Here is a 20647-nt window from a genome sequence, read left to right on the forward strand (position 1 = left end):
GTGCACGCTGCCGTGACGCCAGACAGTCTCTGACGCTTGCGCAGTGTCGGCTTCTCATAGGTTTTTTTCATGTAATCCCCCATTGCCCAATATGCACAGCATGACGACGTCTCCACGCCCGTAGCGTCAAGATGGTTGTCTCCCGCGCGGAAACGCCGCCCCTCAGAACGCCTGTCCCGTCGCCGGGTCGAACAGGCGCAGCGCGTCCGGGTCGAACACAAAAGCGCATGGCTGACCTTTGGCAAGGCGAGCTTGCGGCGGCAGGGTTGCCGTCAATTTCTGCGACCCGACCCCGGCGGTGGTGACTTGCTCAGGCCCGGTCAGTTCGACGACCTCGATCTCGACCGGAAGCGACAAGTCGGCGCTGCTGCCTGGCCCGAGGCCGAGCGCTTCGGGCCTGATGCCGACGACAACCGAAGCACCGTTGCGGACCGCTCCCGCATAGCGTGCCGGCAGCGCCAGCCGCGCATCCGTGCCGACGATGACGAGCTTGCCGTCCTCGAGCGTCGCTTCCAGCATGTTCATCGCCGGCGCGCCGACGAAGCCGGCGACATAGACCGTCGCCGGCTCGTTGTAGATTTCTTCCGGGGGGCCCAGCTGTTCGATGCGGCCGTCGCGCATGACCGCAATCCGCGTCGCCAGCGTCATCGCCTCGATCTGGTCATGGGTGACGTACACGACGGTGGTCTTGAGCATCTCATGCAGACGCTTCAGCTCGGTGCGCATTTCCAGGCGCAGCTTGGCGTCCAGATTGGAGAGCGGCTCGTCGAACAGGAAGACCTGCGGCTTGCGCACCAGCGCCCTGCCGATGGCGACGCGCTGGCGCTGCCCGCCGGACAACTGGCCGGGCTTGCGGTCGAGCAGGGTCTCGATCTGCAGGAGCTTCGCGGTTTCGCGCACCGCCTTGTCGCGCTCGGTGGCGGGAACCTTGCGCATCTCCAGGCCGAAGCCGATGTTGCGGCTCACCGTCAGGTTCGGATAGAGCGCGTAGGACTGGAAGACCATGGCGATGTCGCGGTTCTTCGGATGCACGCCAAGCACTGAACGGCCGCCGATCAGCACGTCGCCGCTGGTTGCTTCGGCAAGACCGGCGATGATGTTGAGCAAAGTGGACTTGCCGCAGCCGGACGACCCGAGCAACACCAAGAACTCGCCGTTTTCGAGCGCGATGTCGATGCCTTTCAGCGTCTCGACGCTGCCGTAACTCTTGCGGACGTCGCTGATCTCAAGCGCGCTCATGGACGGCATCCTCGAATTGGGTCGGCCCGCCATAGTCGCGGGGCAAGGTTGAGATGGCGCGCGAAGCCACCCGGATGGCGGCGGACAGGCACTTTTCAAGGGAGCGTCCCTGTGCCAGGGCGGCCAGGAAGGCGGCGTTGAAGACGTCGCCGGCGCCGATCGTGTCGACGACAGCGACGCGCGGTGCCGGCACTTCGATGACCTCGCCGTCGGGGCCGATGGCGATCGCGCCGTCCGGTCCGCGTTTGACCACGACGGTCGCCCCTGCCTTCATGCCGTCGCGGATCTTGCGGGCCGCTTCCGCCGGGTTTGCCAGGCCGGCCAATGTCGTCGTCTCGACCTCGTTGAAGAGCGCCAGTTCGCAGCGCGACAGCCAGCCGCGCGCCGCCGCGCAATTCGCCTCGGTCCAGCCGTCGATCGGCCATCCCGTGTCGAGCGCGACGGCGATGCGGTTCGCTTCGGCCCAGTCGAAGAGCGCGCCATAGTCGCGCGTAAGATCGTCGGTGAGAAAGGAACCGCTGAGCAGCGCATAGCCGCCGGCGAGGCGGTTGCCGTCGAGCACCGAAAGCACATCGTCCAGGCTGAAACGGGGCAGGTGGCCGCGCGTGGTGAAGAAGGTGCGCTCGCCATCAGGATGGGTCATGCCGACCGACAATGTGGTGCCTTCGGGACGAACCGGCCATTTCTTCGCGCGGTGCCCGAACGCCTCGCGCAGCCAGCGGCCGAACTGGTCGTCGCCGAGATTGGCGGCGATCTCGAAGTCGATGCCCAGCGCCTGCCAGGCAAGCGCGGTGTTGCCGGCCTGGCCGCCGACGCGCAAATCGTCATGATCGACGACGGTCTCGGTGCCGGCCTTCGGCCACGGCGCGACCGGGCCGACGATCAGGTCGACATTGACGTTGCCGATCACCGCGAGCGGCCGCATCATTCGCTCCGGGTGATCTTGGTGGTGCGCACCGGCGTTCCGGCATTCTCGACGCGGCTGTCGGCGAAGGCGATCATCAGGCGCTGCGCAACCGGCAGCATGGCGAAGATCGCCGCCAGTCCGGAGGCGGGTTTGAAGACCAGGGTCACGGCGCCCGCGACCGGCGGCTTGCCCGAAGCCTCGAACACGATCAGCGGCGCGCCGGTCTCGACGACGGACAGGGCCATCGCGGTGACGAGGTCGGCGGTCGGATCGTTGCCTCGGAAAAGGACGACACCGATCTTCGGCCCGAGCATTTCCATCGGCCCGTGGCGAAGCTGGCCGCCCTCGAGGGAAAAGCAGGGCAGGCGCGACAGTTCGGTGAAGCCGAGCGCAAGCGCTTCAGCCACGCCTTGCAGCTTGCGGCCGGAGGTGACGATGGTCGCGACCTTGCTCAGCGCCGCCAAGGCTGCATCGATCTCGACCGTTTCAGGCGCCTTGAGCGCTGCGAGCGCGGCGGCGGGGTCTTCGCCAAGCGCTGCGAGGATCGCCAGATGTAGCGCGAAGGTCACTGTCAGGCTGCGGGTCGCGGCAAAGGCGAGCTCGGTGCCGCCGGCGCCAACGAGACAAGGGACCGTGCGGCCAAGGAACGAGCCGGCCTCCAGCGTCAGCCCGAAGGTGTCGGCCTGCGAAACCGCTTCGGAGAACCAGCGCAGCACCTCGGCGCTTTCGCCGGACTGCGAGGTCACGATCACCGACTTGCCGGCAAGCGGCAATGGCTGCCCGAGCTGCTCCGACAGCGGCAGCGCGATGGCGTCGATGCCATGCGCGCGATAGAGCGGCTCGATGGCGCGAGCGACGGCATGCGAGGCGCCCATGCCGAGCAGGACGAGGCGGCCGGTGTTCCTGATCGAAGCGGCGACCTTGGCGGCTGCCTCCCGATTGCTCTCGAACGAGGCGAGCGCATCCTCATGCTGGCGCGCCATCTCGCGGTCGATCGCAAGCAGGCCGGATGGACGTGGTCTTTGAGCAGTCATCATTATCCTTTCACGCCGCCGCTGGTGAGGCCCGAGATCAGCGCGCGCTGCATGACGAGGCCGATCAGCACGGGCGGCAAGGCCGCAAGCACGCCGGCGGTGGCGATCAGTCCGTAATCGGAGACACGGCCGCCGGCGAGATCGGCGATGGCGACGGTCAGTGTCTTTGCCCGCTGATCGGAGGTGAAGAGCAGGGCATAGAAGAACTCGTCCCAGGCGAGCAGCACGGCAAACAGCGCCGATGTCGCGACCACAGGCGCCGCCAGCGGCAAGGTTATGATGCGCCAGGTCTGGAGCAGCCCCGCTCCGTCGATCATCGCCGCGGCCTCGATCTCGCGCGGGATGGAATCGAAACCCGATTTCATCAGCCAGGTGGTGAAGGGCGCCAGGATGGTCAGATAGATCAGCGCCAGGCCGAAGACGTTGTTGAGCAGGCCGAGCCAGGACAGGCCTATATAGAGCGGCACGGAGAGCGCCACCGGCGGCAGCATATAGGTGGCGATCACCATCGACAGCGACCAGCCGACCGAAGGCGTGCGCGAGACGGCCCAGCCGGCCGGCACGGCAAGGACGATCGCAGCCAGGGTCGCCATGCCGGCGACTTCCAGGCTGTTGCGCAACGACGACGTGAAGGCCGCGCCGGCGCTGTTTTCGGCCGTCGACAGGAGTTGCGCGTAGCGCGAGAAGTCGGCCGCCTGCGGCCACCAGCGTAGCGGCTTGGCGGCGAGGTCGGCCGCCGGCGATATGCTCATGACGAAGAGCCAGGCGAGCGGGGCCAGGATCACGGCGGCAAGCAGGAGGGCGCAAACGTAGACGAAGGCGGTGAAAACCGGGTTCTTGCGTTCCATCAGGTAGCGCTCCCCGCGGTCTTCCTCACCAGCGCCGCATAGGCAACGGCGAGAACGGTGACGAGCAAGGTGACGATCAGCGCCAGCGATGCGCCGGAGCCGGCGCGCTGGAAGGAGAAGGCCTCCTGATAGACGAGGATCGATAGCGAGCGCGTGCTGTTGGCCGGACCGCCGCGGGTCATGACCCAGATGATGTCGAAGACCTTGAAGGCCTCGATGGTGCGCAGCACCAGCGCCACCATCAGCGGGCCGGCGAGATAGGGCAGGATGACGAAGCGGAAGCGGTTGAACGGCCCGGCGCCGTCGACAAGCGCTGCGGCGGTGATGTCGCGCGGCACGGCCTGCAGGGCGGCGAGCGCAATCAGCGCCACAAGCGGAAAATTCTTCCAGCAGTCGGCGACGATCAGCGCCGCAAGCGCCGTGCCCGGTTCGCCCAGCCAGGAGCGATAGTCGTCGATCAGGTGGAGCTGCGTCAGCGCCGCATTCAGCGCGCCATATTCCGGATTGTAGATCAGCCGCCAGAGCGTGGCGTTGACGACGGTGGGCAGCGCCCAGGGCAGGATCATCAGCCCGCGCAGCACGGCGCGGCCACGGAATTCTTGGTTGAGCAGAAGGGCCGCCAGCACGCCAAGCACCATCTCGGCGGCGACCGAGACGACCGCGAACCAGGTGGTGGTCGAGAGCGTGCGCGTGAAGTTCGAACTCGTCAGCATTTTGGTGTAGTTGTCGAAGCCGACGTAATTGCCTGCCGTGCCGACCAGCTGGGCGTCGGTGAAGGAAAGCCTGACCGTATCAACCAATGGCCAGCCGATGACGGCGACCATGATCACCAGCAGCGGCAGCATCAACAGCCACGCGCGAGTCGTCATCCAGGTGCCTGACATCAGAGGCGCCTCTTTTCCTTCATCCGGTCAGAAATAGCACGGGCGGCGCTCGTGGATGAGGCCGCCCGCGTCGAGGAACGCCAGATCAGAGGCCGCTGTTTTCGGCGGCGGTCTTGAGCGCGTCTTCCGGCGTCGTCTGGCCAAGCAGCGATTCCTGGATCGCCTGCTGCAGGGCCGTCGACAGCTGCTGGTATTTCGGCGTGGTCGGGCGCGGATACATGGCGGCGAGACCGAGCTTGGCGGCGGCGATCAGCTCTTCCTGGCCCTTGGTGACGGCCGGATCGTCATAGGACGAGGCCCAGATCGGCAGAGAGAGCTTGGCATACTGGTTCTGCGTCGCCTGCGAGGTCATGAACTCGATGTATTTCCAGGCTTCGTCCGGGTGCTTCGACACCGCCGTGATGCCAAGACCCATCGAGCCGTTGACGGCCGAGACCTCGCTGGTGCCGGCGACGCCGGGCGCCGGCACGACGCCGACCTTGCCGGCGACCTTGGAGTCCTTCGGATCGTTGGCCATGTTGTACATGTAGGTCCAGTTCAGCGCGAAGGCCGCGTCGCCGTTCTCGAACACCTTGCGGACGTCCTCTTCAAGGAATTCCTTGGAGTTCGGATTGGTGAGGCCCGATTTGTAGCTGTCGACCATGTATTTCAGCGCCGATAAGCCACCGCCATTCTGGAAGTCGGGCTTGCCGTCCTTTAGGAAGTCGCCGCCATAGGCGCTGACCAGCGTGGTGTAGTCGCAGACAGCGGCTTCAGCCTGTGACCAGCTCCAGGCGATCGGCGTCTTCAGCAGCCCCTTGTCCTGGATGATCTTGGCCTGCTGGCCGAGTTCTTCCCAGGTCTTCGGCGGCGCCTTGATGCCGGCCTTTTCCAGGATTTCCTTGTTGTAGAACAGGTATTTGGTGTCGAGGATCCACGGCATGCCATAGTACTTCCCGTCATATTGCACGGTGGTCCAGGCGCCGGGCAGCACGCCCTTCTTCATGTCGTCGGTGATCTTCGAGGATACGTCGACCAGCACCTTGTTGGTCGCGTATTCGGCCGGCCAGATCACGTCGAACAGCACCACGTCATAGCCACCGCCCGAGCCTTGGGCGAGCACGGTCTTGTCGTGCAGGCCTTCATAGGGAACGAATTCGAGGTTCACCTTGATGTCGGGGTTGGCCTTGGTGAAGGCCTCCGTCATCGAGCGCACGTCGGCCTCGCTATAGGCGGCCTGCGCCATGAAGAGGGCGTTCAAGGTGGTCTCGGCGAAGGCGTGGGGGACGAACAGCCCGCCGACGAACACCGCGCCCAGAAGTGTCTTACCGATCGATTTCAGCATTTGTCTTTCTCCCATTTCGACAGCTGCAAGTGGGCGGCGAAGCTTATGCCGCCGCTTTCTCGAATTGCATCGCGTGTGACCGGATCTGTCCTGAACGGCGCGCGGCGGGAGCTTGAGGCTTTGCCGTCTTCTTGTGGAGCCGCCCGGGTTTCACCTATTAAGTCAATTCGCTTGACTTAATTAGTCGATCAATCCTTTAATCGAGTCAAGAGGGGAAAAGACGGTGCACGATATCAGCCCGATCCGCGCCAAGAGCGGCACCAACCAGGAAGGCACCAGCGCGCACAACCGCCGTGTCATGATCGAGGCGCTGCGGCTCAACGGCGCGCTGTCGCGTGCCGACCTGGCGCGGGCGACGCAGCTTACCAAGCAGGCGGTTTCCAACATCATCGAGGATCTCGAGCGCGATGGGCTGGTTGTCGCGCTGGAAGCGGTGCGCAAGGGCAGGGGGCAGCCCTTCACACCATACCGGCTGGTGCCCGAGGGCGCCTTCGCCATCGGGCTGCAGATCGACCGACATTTGACGCGCGTGGTGGTGGTCGACCTCGTCGGCAAGGTCATCGCGCGCGCCGAGGCAGGTCTGCCGCTCGACGAGCCATCAGCCGGCGTCAAGACCATCCTCGGCCTGGTCGACCGCGTCAGGCGCGAGCTGGCTTCCTTGTTCGCCCAGCCCGAGCGGCGGCTGGTCGGCCTTGGCGTCGCCATGCCGGGGCCGTTCGGCGTAAGGGAATCCGACGACACATGGATGATGCCTGCCTGGCAGCAATTCCCGCTGCTCGAGACGCTTGCCGCCGGCACCGGACTGAATGTCGGGCTGCAGAACGATGCGGCGGCCTGTGCAACGGCGGAGCGCATCGTCGGCGCCGCGCATGGCGTCGATCACGCGGTCTGCCTGTATGTCGGCTACGGCATAGCCGCCGGGCTGATCCTCAATGGCGAGCTCTACAATGGCGGCAGCGGCAATGCCGGCGAGATCGGCAGGGCGCTGCTGTCGCCGGCCGGTCCAGGCTCGACGCCGTTGGAGCACCGCGCCTCGCTCGCCTCGCTCTACCAGCATCTCGGCCTCGATCCCGCCGAAAGGGGGCTTTACGAGAAGCTCGGCGCGCTGGCGCTCGCGCAGGACGCAAGGGTCATGAGCTGGGTCGAAAGAGCCGCGTCCGACCTGCGCTGGAGCGTGCATCTGATCGAAACGATCTTCGATCCGCAAACCGTCATCCTCACCAGCACCGCGCCCGAGGCGCTGGCCCGGCTTCTGCACCAGGCCATGCATCCGCTTCTGCCGTCGATCGCGGATCAGCCCGCCCGCCGCCTGCCGCGGCTGCAACTGGGCACCACCGATCCCTGGGCGATCGCGGTGGGCGCCGCGGCCGAACCGATCAGCCGGGCCTTCGATCCGCGCTTTTCCGCCATCCTGAAGGCCGGATAGAAAGCGGAAGGCGGCTCAGCTGGTCGTCACGCTGGCGGCGAAAGCCGCGTCGATGATGGCGAGCTTGACCGCCTGCGCGGTGAGGTACTCGCTGTAGAATTCGTTCGAAATCCACATGACGGAATGGCCGCGCCGCCCAAGCCAGCCGACGCTGCCGAGCGCCTCGGCGTCGCGCAGCTTGCGCGCAAGGTGGGTACGCGACAGCTTCAGCCACCTGGAGAAGTCGCCGATCGACAGCACGCCAGTCGGAATGCGCTCCTGGCCGGCATCCTGTGGGTCGACGCCGGCGATCAGCCAATCCATGACGACGCCGCCATTGTTGAGCCATGTGAACAGCGAAAAAGTCTGTTGCGGCTCCCGCACCGGCACCGAGGAGATCAGCCCATCCGCGATCAGCGGCTGCAACCGCACCAACATTTGCGGCCGTGCCTGGAACATTTGCAGCCGGCTCCCGCCGTCAAGAGCATCAAGCGTGCTCAGATGCATATGAATCCAGCCGATCAACGGCTCCAGGGTTATGGCGGGCAGGTGCAAGGGGCGAATGCGGCCGTCGTCGGCCATTGGACCGACTTCGATGAAATTATAGTGCTGCATTTCCTTGATGAAGGCATGGGCAGTGTTTCGGCTTGCAACTGCATGCTGAACGGTGACGTCGACAAAACGCGCCGCCGTCAGTTCCTTCCGGTAGTCGCTGGGATCCCTGCGGAAATGCAGGGCAAGACCGATATGCGCCATCAGCCAGCGCTGCTGGGTGGCAAAGACCGAGGACGCGCGCGGGTTTCCTTCATAGGCCTGCTGCATCGCCCGGGCCTGTGCCTGGACGGCGGCATTCAGCGCCGGATGACCGACAATGTCTTCGCAGTTCAGCGCCATCCCCCCAGACTCCGCCAAATATCGCAGTGTGCGGATGCGGATAGCAGTTTTGGCCGGCGCCTGCCAGCGCAACCAGCGGTATTTGTCGGCTGGGTCCGAGAAGCGACCGTTGCGCCAGTCAGCTCTCGTCCGCCTGGGACAAACTGTCGTCGAAAGCCAGGTCGACTAGGGCGAGCTTGGACGTCTGCATGACCATGTATTCGTCGAAGAACTGGCGTGAAACCCACATGACGGAATGACCGCGCTGGCCGACCCAGCCGATGCTGCCAAGCGCCTCGGCATCATTGAGTTTCCGCGCCAGGTGGGTGCGTGACAGCTTCAGCCAGTGCGCGAATTCGCTGACCGAGATGACGCTGGTCGGTATCCTGTCGAGATGAACGTCCTCCGGATCGATACCGGACATCAGCCAGTCCATGACGATGCCGCCATTGTTTAGCCAGATAAACAACGAGAAAGTCCGCCCAGGCTCCCGCACGCCCTGGCTGGCCAGCAATCCATCGGCGATGAGCGGCTGCAGCCTGGACAGCATCCCGGGTCGATCGAGGAAAGTTGTCAGCCGGTTTCCGCCATCTATGCGGTCGAGCGTCCTCAGATGTGCGTGGATCCAGCCGGTGAAGGTTTCGATGGTGCCTTCGGTGACCCGCATGGGGTGGGCGCGGCCGTCACCGCTGGCCGAAATATACTCGACGATGTTGTAGCGAAGCATCTCCTTGACGAAGGCCTCGGCCGTGTTGCGGCTGGCAAGGGAATAGCGGCGTACGACCTCGATGAACCGCGCCATCGTCATGTCGGAGCGGCGGTCATTGGGATCGCGCCGGAAATGCAAGGCCAGACCGGCGTGACCGAGCAGCCAGCGCTGCTGGGTGGCGAACACGGCAGCCAGCCGCGGGCTTGTTTCGTATATGTGGATGAGCGCGCGCGCCTGCTCCTGGATGCAGCGAAGCGCTGCCGGATGACGGGCTATCTCTGCGGCACTCAGCGGCATTTCCTGCGGCACTCCAGGCGATTTTCGAAGAACGGCAAATGAAGATTCCCAGTGTTCACCGGTTGTGTCCAGTTGCCTATTGGAACAACGAACGATCAAGCGGCGCGTTTGTTGCTAACTCGTTGCATCGGTTCGGGAAACCCGTCCCAATAATAGTCCGGCCCGCATCCCTGCGTTGAATAGGCGAGTCCGGTCAAGCAGGCATAGGTTCCGCGCCATCGGGGCTGCGGGGAGCGCTTTCCCGGGAAAAAATGAACAAGGACAGGGTCTGGCGCCCGATGCGCGGTGGCAACTGAAGTTCTCGTGTGGACTTTGCAGCGAGGAAGCGGCTACCTATCGTGATGCCTTGACGCCATTTGCCGAGGCCGCCCGGGTGAAATGATGCCGAGAACAATCCGGACACTGACCGCCAGCGAAGTGGAAACGCTCGTCGACTGGGCGGCTGGAGAGGGCTGGAACCCGGGCATCGGCGACGCCGCGGCGTTCCGGACAGCCGATCCCGACTGTTTCATCGGCGCTTTCGTCGATGGAGAGATGGTGGCCGGCATTTCGGCCGTCGCATACGGCACGGGCTTCGGCTTCATCGGCCTCTATATCTGCCGGCCCGACCGGCGCGGCGAAGGCCATGGCAAGGCGGTCTGGGATGCCGGCATGGCACGCCTCGGCGACCGCATCATCGGTCTCGACGGGGTGGCCGAGCAACGGGCCAACTACCAGCGCATGGGCTTCGTGCCCGTCTACGAGACCGTGCGCTACAGCGGTCGCCCCGCCGGATTGCCGGGGGGAAGCGACATACGGCCAGTGATGGCCGGCGACATGGCCGGGATACTCGCCTATGATCGCAAGCGTTTCCCGGCGCCGCGGGAAGCCTTCCTCCGGGAGTGGCTGCGGCAGCCCCGGATTGCGCTGCTCTGTGGCGGATCGGCCGGCATTGCCGGCTACGGCGTGGCCCGCCGATGCCGGGAAGGCTTCAAGGTCGGACCCCTGTTTGCCGACAGGACGGACCTTGCCCTGGCATTGCTGGCGGACCTTGTGGGCAGGATCGGCAACGATACATTGCATATTGACGTGCCGGCCAGCCAGGTTCAATTCACCGCCATGCTTCAGGCCGCCGGCTTGGTCCCGGGCTTTGCGACGACACGCATGTACAAGGGCGGCAAACCCGGTAACGCCCCCTCTACAGTTTTCGGCATCACGACGCTCGAGCTGGGATGATCGGGGGCCGGCGAAGCCGCTGAGGTCATTGTTTTGCCTCGCTGTCCATGCGACAGGGCCCCATGACATGATCTAGGGACATTGTGTGCCTTGCCGGGCGCTGCGTGGCGTGGAGGTTGTCAAATGGCTGGCAGGACGGTTCTGATCGCCGGTGGCGCCGGGGGCATGGGGCTTGCGACCGGACTGCGCCTCGCGGCCGACGGTGAGCGGATCGCGCTCGCCGACCTTCCCGGTCCCAAGCTCGACGCAGCCGTGGCCAAGATTGTCGCGACCGGGGCGGATGCGGTGGGTTTGCCGCTCGACATCCGCTCCGTCGCTGCCTGCCGCGACGTGGTGGCCAAGGCCAGGAACTGGGGCGGCGGCATGGACATCCTGGTCAACGCCGCCGGCGTCTGGCTCGAGGGGCCGGCGAGCGGGGTCGAGGAAGATCAGTGGGACCTTGTGCTGGACGTCAATCTCAAGGGAGCGTTCTTCCTGATCTCGGCGGCTGTCCCGCATCTGGCGGCGGCGCAAGGCGTGATCGTCAACATTGCGTCCGACGCCGGGCTCGTCGGCAACAATGGGGCGGCCGTCTATTGCGCCTCGAAGGGCGGGCTGGTTCTGCTGACCAAGGCACTCGCGCTGGAACTCGCCCCGCAAGGCATCAGGGTCAACGCCGTTTGCCCCGGCGATACGGCAACGCCGATGATCGAATATCAGGCCAGGACCTATGGCGGGGACGATCCCGACGGCTACAAGCGCCGGCTTCTCGGGCACTATCCGCAAGGGGGCAAAGCAAGGTTCATTCAGGTGGAAGAGATCGCATCCTTCATCCACTACCTCTGCCAGCCGGGCTCGGCGCCGATCACCGGGGCCGCGCTGTCGATCGATTTCGGCGTCAGCGCCGGCTATTGAAAAAGCCTGGGCAGTTTCATCGCGGGCATGATTGCCCGCGTCGACATGCCGGCATTCCAATCGTGGAGAGGAAATGATCGTGTTCCGCAAATCCCGCAGGGCGCTGGTGACCGGCGCGGGCGCCGCCGACGGCATCGGCGTAGCGGTCGCGCGTGCGCTGGGCGAGGCCGGCCTTTCGGTCGTCATCACCGCTTCGTCCGCGCGCGTCGAACAGCGGGCCGGGGAACTGCGGGCGGAGGGGCTCGATATAAGCGCCGTTGTGGCCGACCTGACGGTTTCGGGCGATGTCGAGCGCTTGTGCTCGCAGGCCGGCGAAATCGACGTCCTCGTCAACAATGCCGGGATGGGCACGGTCGCGCAGCCGGCGTTGCAGCGGCGGTTTCTCGACCTCAGCGAAAGCGATTGGGACCGCGGCATCGACGTCAGCCTCAAAACCGCGTTCCTGAGCACGCGCGGATTCCTGGCCGGCATGGTGCAGCGCTGCCATGGGCGCGTGGTCAACATGGCTTCGGTGACCGGACCTTACGTCTCCAATGAAGGCGAGGCCGCCTATTCGGCGGCGAAGGCCGGCATGGTCGGGCTGACGCACGCGCTCGCCCTGGAGGTTGGCCGCAGCGGTGTCACGGTCAACGCCGTGGCGCCGGGCTGGATCACGACCGGCGCATCGACGCCGGAGGAACTCGCCGCTGCCCGCAACACGCCGCTCGGGCGCGCGGGCAGTCCCGAGGAAGTCGCCGCCGCCGTGCTGTTCCTGGCGTCGGACGGAGCCAGCTATGTCAACGGCGCCGTTCTCGTCGTCGACGGCGGCAACATCCTGCAGGAACGCAAGGGATGAGCGCTGGGATGCGCGAACGATGGTCAGGAGCGGCACTGTCGCCTATATAGGCGCTTTTTTCAGCCTGATCGCCGTTCCGTGACCCCTGCCGCCCGCCTGCAAGCCACAATCGAACTTATGGATGAAGTCGATAGCGTCGCGCGTCCCGCGGATGCTGTCGTCTCGGCGTGGTTTCGGGCTCGGCGCTATATCGGCGACAGGGACCGTGGCCAGATTTTGGAGTTGCTTTATGCGCTTCTGCGACACCATGCACGGCTTGGTTGGTGGCTGGCCAGGCATGGGCGCGAGGATAGGCCCCGCAACCGCCTGCTCGCGTGGCTCACGCTGAAGGAAGGCGAGACGGCCGATCAGATCAAGCGCCTGTTCAACGGGGCGAAATTCGCGCCTGCCATCCTGACGGATCACGAGCACGCGCTGCTGGTCAAATTGCGGGGAGGCACGATCGACCATCCCGGCATGCCGGAAGAGGTGCGCCTTGAATGCCCGTCCTGGGCGGCCGATCCCCTGCGGCGCCGTTTCGGGGAAGCGTTCGGCCAGGAGATGTCCGCGCTTCTGGCGCCGCCGCCCCTTGATCTGCGCGTCAACCCGATCAAGTCGACGCGCGAGGCCATGCTCAACGCGCTGAAGGATCTCGGCTTGCGGGCGCAGCCATCTGCCATCGCTCCTTACGGCATTCGTGTGCATGAACGCCCCTCGCTGGCGAGCCTGCTGATGCTCAGGACCGGTGAGGTCGAGATCCAGGATGAGGGCTCGCAGCTTGTCGCCATGCTGGTCGATGCCCGGCCGGGCGAGCGCGTGGTCGATTTCTGCGCCGGAGCCGGCGGCAAGACGCTGGCGGTCGCCGTGCAGATGAACAACAAGGGCCATGTTGTCGCCTGCGACGTCCTGGAAGGCCGTTTGAAGCGCGGCGCCGAGCGCTTCCGGCAGGCAGGATTGCACAATATCGAGACACGGCTCCTGGCCGGCGAAACGGATCGGTGGATCAAGCGCCACAAGGGCGGTTTCGATCGCGTGCTGGTGGACGCGCCATGCAGCGGCACCGGTACCTGGCGACGCAACCCCGATGCACGCTGGCGCGCGCAGGAGGAACAGGGTCTGGACAATCTCGTGTCGCTGCAGGCCCGGATTCTGGCGAGCGCGGCGCGTCTGGTGAAGCCCGGTGGACGGCTGGTCTACGCGACATGCTCCATGCTGTCCGAGGAGAATGAGGAACAGGTGGTAGCGTTCCTGGCGGCACATCCCGGTTTTCGTGTGGTGCCGCTTCACGAGGCCGCGCCGCAACTGACGAACTCATCTCATCCGGACTATCTGTCGCTGACGCCCGCGCGCAACGATACCGACGGCTTCTTTGCCGCAGTCATGCAGCGAGAAGGTGCGCTCCCAGGTGGGCGCCCATAGCCATTCGCGCGATCCATTTTTTTGAATGACCCGAATGGGGCCGAGAGCAGTCCGGCAGCGTTCGGACTGGCGAGCCGGGAAACCGACGTTCCATTCGGCGCACCACGCCGTCAGCATCGGAGCCATGCTCTGCTTGGCTTAAGGTAGGCAGACCTGCCTCGGGCTCTGTTCACTCCGTTGGCAGTGGCACAAGGTCGAGCTTCGGCACGATTTCCTCTGTCGCATCGTCAAGCGGTGGCGGTTCTTCTTCAGCTTCCTGCTTCGGTTCGACCATCAGCAGGCCTACCACGATCAGCGCTAACGAAACCCAGGTGAGCGCCGGTATCGCTTCGCCCAGCAGCAACATGCTCCACCCTATACCGGCCGCGGTTACGGCGTAGGCGTTCTGGCTTGCGAACACAGCACCTGTGCTGGAGATCAGCGCAATGAAGAGCAGCATGGCCAGATTGCCGGCAACTGCCATCAAAATGACAATGATGCCAAGCCTTCCGGTCAACAAACCAACCGGTATGAAATCCCCATAAAAGGCCGCGAGCGGAATCAGCATCAAAAGCGAAGCAACCAGGACCATGCCGAACATGGCGACGCTGTCGACGGCAGCGGGTTTGAACTCCGAAAGATAGATATCCTCAGTGGCATAAGTGACCGGGATCACAAGCGCGATGGCAAGCCACAACCAATTCGTGTTCATTTCCCCCGGCTCGCCAAAGAAAAGGATGATGACGATGCCGACGAGACCCAGTCCAAGCCCCAAGAACCGTTTCATGCTCGGCGCTTCGGTCCGCATCAAGGCCGCGAACAGGAATACGGCGAACCCTTCAAGTACGATGACGATGGAGACGATAAAGGCCGGAAGCTTGCTTGCCAGCCAATAGACCAGCACCTGATTGACCACCGAGCTGATGAACGCGAGGATGATAACGAACCGCCAATCCGAGCGCGTGAGAGCAGACAGCCTCGGCATGGTCCTGCGCTTGAGGCTAATCCCGAGGCAGAACGCAGCTCCGATGAGGTCAATAAGGATCGCTAGTCCAATCGGGTGAGCTTCAACGAGCGAAGCCATTTTCGACAGCGGGACGACAAGGCCCCACAGTCCTCCGCAGGCCAACAGCAGCAAGGCTCCGCGGAATGTGCGGATATTTTGCCGCATTTTGCGTTCGCGCTCGTAAACCTTTTGGGCCATCGTTGCGAACACACTGGCGAGCTTGCCCAGACCATCGGTTCGGGCTGCCACATCGCGGATGCCCAGCTTCGAAGGGTTGAACCTCCCACTTTCCAGGGTCGCGGCCGCTTTCGTCAACTTGGCTACCTGACGCAGATATTCCTTCTCTACGTCGCGCAGTCGCTTTTTCTCGATGCACGTGGAAATCCGCGCCTTGAGAAGCGCCAGCTCGAAATCCTTGGGCAAGAAATCCTCGGCGCCCAATTCAATCGCCTTCACGACGCTGCTCATCTCATCGTCGAGCCCGGAAATCACAATCACCGGCACATCCCGGGTCCGGGGCGAGCTCTTGAGGCTCGTCAGCACCTCGAAGCCGTCCATCACCGGCATCATGATATCGAGAAGAACAAGATCGAAATTTTCAACTGCGAGCAGATCGAGAGCCGCTCGCCCGTTCTCTACAGCCTCGGCTTCATGGCCGAGAGCCTCCACCGATTTTTTGAGCTTGATCCTTATGGTCCGAGAGTCGTCGACGATGAGAATTCGGCCAGGGTTGCTCACGCTAATTCCCCAGGTTGAAGATTGCTCGAAGCTCGCTGCTGGCGACGTCGAAGGCACGCTGTGCATCGCCGATCTCGGCAAGACTTGCGGGTTCGCCGCTTGCGCACCGCGCCTCCACCCCGGCGCAGATCTGGCTGAGATCAGTCGCACCCATATCCCGCGCATTCGATTTCAGGGAGTGGGCAGCCCGTCGGACGGCAGCGTGGTCGGAGGCCTGACATGACGACCACATGCCCTGCATGATGGATGGCCCTTCCTCCAAGAAGGACTCCACAAGCTCCAGAAGGTCGGCTTCCTCGCCACCGACAAGCTCACGCAGCTTGTCCAGCGCCCCTCTGTCGATCGCCACAACATCCCCCGATGTATGCTTCTTCGAACCAAAACCAGCGACAAAACATCTGCCGGCGCTGGCAAAAACGAGCGAAGTCGAACTCTCTGCTCCCCTTCTTTCAGAGTTCCATCGCGTTGAAAAGACAGATTATCGCACCAATGCTAAATTAGCGAGATCCCTATTCCCGGCGATGCTGCCGCGACGCTAATCTCGATTACTCCGACGCCGCTGTTCCACCTAGGGACGACCGGGCGCGCTGGCATCTTCAAATTCACCCGCTGCACCCCGCGAACCTTCACCCAAATTCACGACGGCCTTGTTCAGGGAGGCTATAAGATCTTCGACACGCAACGGTTTGCTCAGATAATCGTCCATTCCAGCATTCAGGTATCTCTCGCGATCACCCGCCATCGCGTTGGCGGTCAGGGCAATGATGAATGGTCGATGCACGGGTTCGGCATTGATACGGCGGATCAATCTTGTCGCTTCGAGCCCATCCATGTCAGGCATTTCGATATCCATTAGGATAACGTCATGGCTGCCCTGGCTGTAGGCAGCGATCGCCGACTGGCCGTCGATTGCCAGGTCCGGCTTATATCCCAAGCGCTCGAGCACCTTAGAGCCAAGCTTGCGGTTGGTGGCATTGTCGTCGACCAAAAGAATCTGCAGTGGAAACGTGTTCGCCATCGAACCGTCAAAAGCGGGAGCCTTCGGTTGATCGGCTCGGGTGGAGCGAGCCGGCGTTCCAACGAAGATCGACAGCAACGTATTGAGCAATGGAGAAGGCTTGATCGGCTTGGATAGCGCGGCCGCAAACCGCAGACTTTCAATTTCCTTTTTCCTGTCCTCCGACATTGGCACCATGGAACTAAGTAGCACCAGCGGAACGCCTTCCATGCTTTCGAGCGCGCGGATTTTTCTAGCGAGTTCGATGCCATCCATGTCAGGCATGTTCATGTCGAGAACGATGACATCGAAGACTTCCCCTGCTTCAAGCCTTCGCAGTGCGTCGCGCGGGTGTTCGCTCGCCGACGCGACCATATTCCATGACTGCGCCTGCAGGGCCATGATGCGGCGGTTGGTTGCGTTGTCGTCCACGACCAGCAACCGCTTGCCTGCCAGTCCGACGGTAGCCGTCGGGGCGTTTGCTAATTGGCGCGATGCCACGGGCGCGCGAATCGTGAAGAAGAAAGTGGTGCCTTTTCCTTCCGCGCTGTCGACCCAGATCTCGCCGCCCATCAACTCTACCAGACGCCTGCTGATGGCCAAGCCAAGTCCGGTTCCGCCATAGCGCCTGGTCGTAGAAGCGTCGACCTGGCTGAAGGATTTGAAGAGCCGGTCCATCCGGTCGCCGGGGATACCGATGCCGGTGTCGCGAACCGAAAATTGGAGCGTGCAAATCTTCCCCTCGCCGTCCTCGTTTGAACCATGGCTTGTGGCTGCGGGCGCGATCGTCATCACCGAAAGGACGATCTCTCCCCGCTCAGTGAATTTGACCGCGTTATTAAGGAGGTTGATCAGCACTTGGCGAAGCCGACTACTGTCGGCAATTACCGCCTCCGGCGTACCGGGCTCGATCAAATAGCTCAGATCGAGCCCTTTTTCGGCCGTTCTCGGAGCTATTAGATCGATCGCACTTTCCAGGCAATCGCGCAATTCGAACTGCCGGGGATCGAGATCGATCTTGCCCGCCTCGACCTTGGAGAAATCGAGTATGTCATTGATGATGGTGAGCAGGGCCTCGGCGCTGTTGTTAATTGTCTCTCCAATTTCCCGCTGCTCGTCATCTAGTTTTGTCGCCAGGAGCAAGTTGCTCATTCCGATCACGCCGTTCATTGGCGTACGAATCTCGTGGCTCATCGTCGCCAGAAACGAACTCTTCGCCTCATTTGCCGCCTCGGCCGCCTCCTTTGCCTGCTGGAGAGCCAGGGACAACTGTTTGAGCTCAGTGAATAGTTGCGCGTTGTGCAGGGCAGAGCCCGCATTGGCGGCAATGGTGGAAAGCAAGCGGAGCGAGTCATCGGTAAAAATGCCCTCCCGCGTAGTGCTCTGAACACTGATAACGCCAAGCGTTCCTTGGGCCGTTTTGATCGGAACGCCGAGGTAGGACAAGGCATTCTTGCCGACGGGGGTGGCCCCGATCTGAGCCCCCCTTTTCGCCACATCCTGATTGATGAGCAGCGGCTCGCCGGTCTGTATGATCTTGCTCGTCAGTCCCTCGCCGAGCGTGAGCGTGGTGAAGGCCTCGCCAAACTGATAGGGGAAATGGATTAGCTTAGTTTCCGGATCGAGCAGAGCGACGTAGACGATATCGGCATCGAAGATTTCCTGCATCTGATTGCCGATCAGCTGGATCGTGCTTTCGAGTTCGGATTCCGCTATCAGCGCCTGGCTGACCATACTGATGGCGCCGAGCTCGGCAGCGCGAGCTTCTGTCACTCTCAGCAGACGCTGCGTTTCGTTAAACAGGCGGGCATTGGCTATGGCGACGACCATGTTGGAGGCAACCGTCTGCAGGAGGCGTACGTGATTTTCGTCAAACGCATTCTCCCGGTAGCTTTGTACACTGATAACCCCCAGCGTTCTTTCACCAGACTTGATGGGAACACCTATGTAAGATGCGGTCCTGTCCTTTTCGTCTGGAAAGAATGCACCAAGCTCTTTTCCTCCCTCGAGAGTCGTGAAGACTAACGGGCGCCCTGTATCTATGATTTTGGACGCTACACCCACGCCAAACGGAAATGGATCAATAACTCTATATTGCCTGAAGTATGCATAAGGCACATGGATCAGACCGGATTCCCTGTCATGCAGCAGAATTTCACTGACCTCGGTCCCGAAGGCCTCCCGCACCTTATCGCCTACAAGACGAATTACTGTATCCAGGTCTAGTGACTGTGTCATAGCCTCGCCAACGCTATTGAGAATAGCGAGTTCTGCCGCGCGGTCCTCGGTTACCTTCAGCAAGCGCCTGGTCTCGGTGAACAGCCTCGCCTTTTCAACTGCAATAGACGTCGCATTACCAATCGTGGTGAGCAGATTCACGTCCGATTCATTGAAGGCGTGCTCGTGATCGAGGTTTTGCAGGGAAATGACGCCCTTTGCCTGTCCTCCGATGATCAACGGTACGAACAGCCCCGACTTAGCTGCCTCACCCTGCAGCACGGGGTTGCCGTATTTCTCGGACGCAGTGATAGCATCATTGAGCAGCAATGGCTGCCCCGTATCCATGACATGTTTCCGAAAACCAATGAGCGGCATCGGTAAATCGGGGAAGCGAACGTTCCGCTCAATCGTATAAGGAAAATGCAGAAGGTTGTCGTCGGGATCGAACAGTCCGATATCCACCACCTGGGCATCGAAAATCTCATGAATCTGGTCGCCGATCTGGTCATATATCTCCTGCATTTCCAAATTGGAGACGAGCACTTCCTGAACGCCATTCACGAAGGCCAGTTCAGCATTACGAGCCTCCATCATTTTCAATAGGCGCTGGGTCTCGTCGAACAGGTGGGCGTTAGAGATAGCGACGCCCATGCTGGATGAAAGCCCCTGCAACAGACGCACATGATCTTCATTGAAGACATTCTTCTCGTAGCTCTGGACGCTGACGACACCCAAAGTCCTGTCGCCAGCGATGATTGGCACACCTAGGTAGGATTCGGTCCTGTCTTCCTCTGTAGGTATAAGTGCACCCGGAGCAACGTGTTGCTCAGTCGTACCCAATACCAATGGTTTGCCTGACAGTATGACCTTTGAGGTCAGCCCTTCGCCCATCGCAAATGGTTCGGGGTCCTGATAGCCCTTGTAAAATGCATAGGGTACGGTGATTAGGTCAGACTTCTCATCACGCAGGAGGATTTCGGTGACGTCCGTTCCGAATATTTCGCGCACCTTATCACCGACGATGCGTGTGACGGTCTTGACGTTCAGCGTCTTCGCCATTGCTTCGCCGACGCTGTTGAGAATGGCCAGTTCCTTTGCGCGGTCCTCAGATACTTTCAGCAGCCGCTGCGTTTCGTCGAAAAGGCGTGCATTGGCAATCGCAACGCCCATGCTTGATGACAAGCCTTGCAGCAGGCGCAAATGATCTTCGCCAAAGGCATTCTTTTCGTAGCTTTGAACACTGACAACGCCCAGGGTTCTGCCACCGGCGATGATTGGTACGCCGATATACGATTCTGACCGCTCCGCTTCGCTGAGGAAGATCGCACCGAACTCAATGGACTGTTCAGACGTCCCGAGAACCAGTGGTTTTCCAGAGAGGATGACCTTGGAGGTCAGCCCCGCGCCCAAAGTGAAAGGCTCGACGTCCTGGTACTCGCGGTAAAATGAATACGGGACGGTGATGAGATCAGAGGCCTCGTCGTGCAACAAAATTTCGGTTATATCCGCCCCAAATATTTCACGTACCTGATCGCCCACGATGCGGGTCACCGTCTTGACATTCAGCGTCTTTGCCATCGCTTCACCGACGCTGTTGAGGATGGCCAATTCCTTCGCGCGCTCCTCGGCGAGTTGAATCAGGCGCTTGTTTTCGGCGGAAAGTCGATCAAGCTCGATTGCCGCGTCAGCATAATTATTTTCCAGTTCGGCAATACGGCGATCTGCGGATGCCAGGCGACTTGCAAGATCGCTTCCCACCGAGCCCTGCATATTGGCTTCTCCCCAAAGGGCCTTCCGCCGGCTTCAGCGGAATGCTTCCCACCCGTATATTAGTAAGTAGTGTTG

The 20647-nt window shown here is 62.3% G+C and carries 16 protein-coding genes; 5 read left to right on the plus strand and 11 right to left on the minus strand.

Going from position 1 to position 20647, the window contains the following annotated elements; genetic code table 11:
* Positions 1-162: 162 nt before the first annotated feature.
* The 6 genes from EJ072_RS23720 to EJ072_RS23745 all read right to left on the minus strand — a co-directional run bounded on the left by EJ072_RS23720 (position 163) and on the right by EJ072_RS23745 (position 6236).
* Positions 163-1239, minus strand: a complete 1077-nt coding sequence (locus EJ072_RS23720) for an ABC transporter ATP-binding protein (RefSeq protein WP_126081555.1) — start codon at positions 1237-1239, stop codon at positions 163-165.
* Entirely contained in the window at positions 1226-2164 is a 939-nt protein-coding gene (locus tag EJ072_RS23725) for a PfkB family carbohydrate kinase (RefSeq protein WP_126083730.1), read from the minus strand. Before EJ072_RS23725 ends, EJ072_RS23720 begins: the two co-directional genes overlap by 14 nt.
* Positions 2164-3180: an SIS domain-containing protein gene (locus EJ072_RS23730; RefSeq protein WP_126083731.1), complete on the minus strand. Its 1017-nt coding sequence runs from the start codon at positions 3178-3180 to the stop codon at positions 2164-2166. The genes EJ072_RS23725 and EJ072_RS23730 overlap by 1 nt, the downstream gene beginning before the upstream one ends.
* A 2-nt stretch (positions 3181-3182) precedes the next feature.
* A complete protein-coding gene (locus EJ072_RS23735; protein ID WP_126081556.1) occupies positions 3183-4028 on the minus strand; it encodes a carbohydrate ABC transporter permease in 846 nt (281 codons plus the stop codon).
* On the minus strand, positions 4028-4912 hold the full coding sequence (locus EJ072_RS23740; RefSeq protein ID WP_126081557.1) for a sugar ABC transporter permease: 885 nt from the start codon (positions 4910-4912) through the stop codon (positions 4028-4030). The genes EJ072_RS23735 and EJ072_RS23740 overlap by 1 nt, the downstream gene beginning before the upstream one ends.
* An 85-nt stretch (positions 4913-4997) precedes the next feature.
* Positions 4998-6236, minus strand: a complete 1239-nt coding sequence (locus EJ072_RS23745) for an extracellular solute-binding protein (RefSeq protein ID WP_126081558.1) — start codon at positions 6234-6236, stop codon at positions 4998-5000.
* 223 nt (positions 6237-6459) lie between these two features.
* Between EJ072_RS23745 and EJ072_RS23750 the strand changes: the two genes are divergently transcribed.
* Positions 6460-7662: an ROK family transcriptional regulator gene (locus EJ072_RS23750; RefSeq protein ID WP_126081559.1), complete on the plus strand. Its 1203-nt coding sequence runs from the start codon at positions 6460-6462 to the stop codon at positions 7660-7662.
* Positions 7663-7677: 15 nt separating this feature from the next.
* On the opposite strand, the gene EJ072_RS23755 is transcribed toward EJ072_RS23750, so the two are convergent.
* Together EJ072_RS23755 and EJ072_RS23760 are read right to left on the minus strand one after the other, a co-directional pair.
* Positions 7678-8535: a hypothetical protein gene (locus EJ072_RS23755; RefSeq protein WP_126081560.1), complete on the minus strand. Its 858-nt coding sequence runs from the start codon at positions 8533-8535 to the stop codon at positions 7678-7680.
* Between the two features lie 118 nt (positions 8536-8653).
* Positions 8654-9520 carry a hypothetical protein gene (locus EJ072_RS23760; RefSeq protein WP_126081561.1) on the minus strand — a complete coding sequence of 289 codons (867 nt, stop codon included), beginning with the start codon at positions 9518-9520 and terminating at the stop codon, positions 8654-8656.
* A 381-nt stretch (positions 9521-9901) separates the two neighbouring features.
* On the opposite strand from EJ072_RS23760, the gene EJ072_RS23765 reads away from it, so the two are divergent.
* From EJ072_RS23765 to EJ072_RS23780, 4 genes are all read left to right on the plus strand, one after another.
* On the plus strand, positions 9902-10735 hold the full coding sequence (locus EJ072_RS23765) for a GNAT family N-acetyltransferase (protein WP_126083732.1): 834 nt from the start codon (positions 9902-9904) through the stop codon (positions 10733-10735).
* A 123-nt stretch (positions 10736-10858) separates the two neighbouring features.
* Positions 10859-11629: an SDR family oxidoreductase gene (locus EJ072_RS23770; RefSeq protein WP_126081562.1), complete on the plus strand. Its 771-nt coding sequence runs from the start codon at positions 10859-10861 to the stop codon at positions 11627-11629.
* Between the two features lie 79 nt (positions 11630-11708).
* Complete coding sequence (locus EJ072_RS23775; protein ID WP_245466964.1) at positions 11709-12464, plus strand: SDR family NAD(P)-dependent oxidoreductase; 756 nt, start codon at positions 11709-11711, stop codon at positions 12462-12464.
* 117 nt (positions 12465-12581) lie between these two features.
* The gene (locus EJ072_RS23780; RefSeq protein ID WP_210211607.1) at positions 12582-13862 is read left to right on the plus strand and encodes an RsmB/NOP family class I SAM-dependent RNA methyltransferase; all 1281 of its coding nucleotides are present in this window, start codon (positions 12582-12584) and stop codon (positions 13860-13862) included.
* Between the two features lie 169 nt (positions 13863-14031).
* On the opposite strand, the gene EJ072_RS23785 is transcribed toward EJ072_RS23780, so the two are convergent.
* The 3 genes from EJ072_RS23785 to EJ072_RS23795 all read right to left on the minus strand — a co-directional run bounded on the left by EJ072_RS23785 (position 14032) and on the right by EJ072_RS23795 (position 20572).
* Positions 14032-15585, minus strand: a complete 1554-nt coding sequence (locus EJ072_RS23785) for a response regulator (RefSeq protein ID WP_210211608.1) — start codon at positions 15583-15585, stop codon at positions 14032-14034.
* A 1-nt stretch (position 15586) separates the two neighbouring features.
* Positions 15587-15934 (minus strand): Hpt domain-containing protein, encoded by a 348-nt coding sequence (locus tag EJ072_RS23790; RefSeq protein WP_126081566.1) that lies wholly within the window; start codon positions 15932-15934, stop codon positions 15587-15589.
* 219 nt (positions 15935-16153) lie between these two features.
* On the minus strand, positions 16154-20572 hold the full coding sequence (locus EJ072_RS23795; protein ID WP_126081567.1) for a GAF domain-containing protein: 4419 nt from the start codon (positions 20570-20572) through the stop codon (positions 16154-16156).
* Between the last annotated feature and the right edge of the window lie 75 nt (positions 20573-20647).

Origin of the sequence: Mesorhizobium sp. M2A.F.Ca.ET.046.03.2.1, from assembly GCF_003952425.1 — a bacterium.
Classification (GTDB): Bacteria; Pseudomonadota; Alphaproteobacteria; order Rhizobiales; family Rhizobiaceae; genus Mesorhizobium.

Bases quoted from the DNA above. Each gene is read 5' to 3' on its own strand.
- EJ072_RS23765 (WP_126083732.1), top strand. From the start codon at position 9,902: ATGCCGAGAACAATCCGGACACTGACCGCCAGCGAAGTGGAAACGCTC.
- EJ072_RS23725 (WP_126083730.1), bottom strand. From the start codon at position 2,164: ATGCGGCCGCTCGCGGTGATCGGCAACGTCAATGTCGACCTGATCGTC.
- EJ072_RS23745 (WP_126081558.1), bottom strand. From the start codon at position 6,236: ATGCTGAAATCGATCGGTAAGACACTTCTGGGCGCGGTGTTCGTCGGC.
- EJ072_RS23720 (WP_126081555.1), bottom strand. From the start codon at position 1,239: ATGAGCGCGCTTGAGATCAGCGACGTCCGCAAGAGTTACGGCAGCGTC.
- EJ072_RS23795 (WP_126081567.1), bottom strand. From the start codon at position 20,572: ATGCAGGGCTCGGTGGGAAGCGATCTTGCAAGTCGCCTGGCATCCGCA.
- EJ072_RS23755 (WP_126081560.1), bottom strand. From the start codon at position 8,535: ATGGCGCTGAACTGCGAAGACATTGTCGGTCATCCGGCGCTGAATGCC.
- EJ072_RS23740 (WP_126081557.1), bottom strand. From the start codon at position 4,912: ATGTCAGGCACCTGGATGACGACTCGCGCGTGGCTGTTGATGCTGCCG.
- EJ072_RS23780 (WP_210211607.1), top strand. From the start codon at position 12,582: ATGGATGAAGTCGATAGCGTCGCGCGTCCCGCGGATGCTGTCGTCTCG.
- EJ072_RS23735 (WP_126081556.1), bottom strand. From the start codon at position 4,028: ATGGAACGCAAGAACCCGGTTTTCACCGCCTTCGTCTACGTTTGCGCC.
- EJ072_RS23760 (WP_126081561.1), bottom strand. From the start codon at position 9,520: ATGCCGCTGAGTGCCGCAGAGATAGCCCGTCATCCGGCAGCGCTTCGC.
- EJ072_RS23730 (WP_126083731.1), bottom strand. From the start codon at position 3,180: ATGACTGCTCAAAGACCACGTCCATCCGGCCTGCTTGCGATCGACCGC.
- EJ072_RS23770 (WP_126081562.1), top strand. From the start codon at position 10,859: ATGGCTGGCAGGACGGTTCTGATCGCCGGTGGCGCCGGGGGCATGGGG.